The following is a 1,035-nucleotide window of genomic DNA, read 5'->3' as shown; positions in this document are numbered from 1 at the left end:
TGTCACCAGTAGAATACCGGGAACATGCTTTAGCAGCTTAAATATTTAATTTTGTCTAACTTTTGTCTTGCACTTCAATTAAAATAAGTGATTTTTTTATTTTTTCATTTTTCACACAACTTGTTTTTATATCAGTGCTTCAATACAATTATCTTAATCGACATGGGAGGGTATCAGAATGTTACCGATCTATTTGTTGGAAGATGATGATGTCCAACGCGAAAACTATATTAAATTTATAAACAACAGTATTATGATAAATGATGCCAATATGCAATTAAAATTGGCTACCGCCAAAACTGAAGGATTGTTTGATTCCTGTGTTGCACCTGAAAAAGGAATCTTTTTCTTAGACATGGAAATCGGTGATAATAATACCGCCGGATTGGATGCGGCTGAAAGAATAAAAAAAGAAGTTCCATTAGCACAAATCATATTTATTACTACACATGATGAACTATCTTTAGTTACACTTGAACGTCGTATTGCCCCTCTTGATTTCATTCTCAAAAATAAGGGCATAGATTCTATAAAGAAAAGCATTAATAATGACATTGTACTAGCACAAAAATACTATAATAATTTTGCACATCATTCACAGAATCTATTTAATTACCGTATTGGTAGTCGATTCTTCAATGTATTAATGGATGATGTAATTATATTATTCACTGAAAAAGTGGCACCTGGACAAGTTACCCTTATTACTAAAAATCAAAGAAGTGCTTTTTCCGGATCACTGAACTCTATCGAATCTGTCTATCAGGATTTATTCAGATGTGATCGGAGTTACTTAGTCAACCTAGATAACGCTACGACTTATGACAGTAAAAATCGTATTTTAACTTTCATAGATAACTCCACTTGTAAGGTTTCATTTAGAAAAGGAAGAGAGTTACTAAGCATATTAGAAGAAAAAAATATTTCTAAGTAAATATCCACCAGCTTAGCTGGTGGCTTTTTATTAGCCCTAGAAGGGCTTGCCACACGCAAAAAGCCCCTTAAAGGGGCCCAACAAAAAACTACCAACCGCTA

Annotated in this window: 1 protein-coding gene; it reads left to right on the top strand. The window is 33.1% G+C overall.

The features are described from left to right. The first annotated feature begins 178 nt into the window (after positions 1 to 178). Positions 179 to 934 carry a response regulator transcription factor gene (locus EKM79_RS12180; RefSeq protein WP_125569175.1) on the top strand — a complete coding sequence of 252 codons (756 nt, stop codon included), beginning with the start codon at positions 179 to 181 and terminating at the stop codon, positions 932 to 934. The last annotated feature ends 101 nt before the right edge of the window (positions 935 to 1,035 follow it).

Source organism: Companilactobacillus insicii (assembly GCF_003946015.1).
Taxonomy (GTDB): domain Bacteria; phylum Bacillota; class Bacilli; order Lactobacillales; family Lactobacillaceae; genus Companilactobacillus; species Companilactobacillus insicii.
This window is presented reverse-complemented; position numbering and strand designations above follow the sequence as displayed.

What these genes read in the sequence shown, in the direction of transcription:
- EKM79_RS12180 (WP_125569175.1), top strand. Translation starts at nt 179, where the DNA reads ATGTTACCGATCTATTTGTTGGAAGATGATGATGTCCAACGCGAAAAC.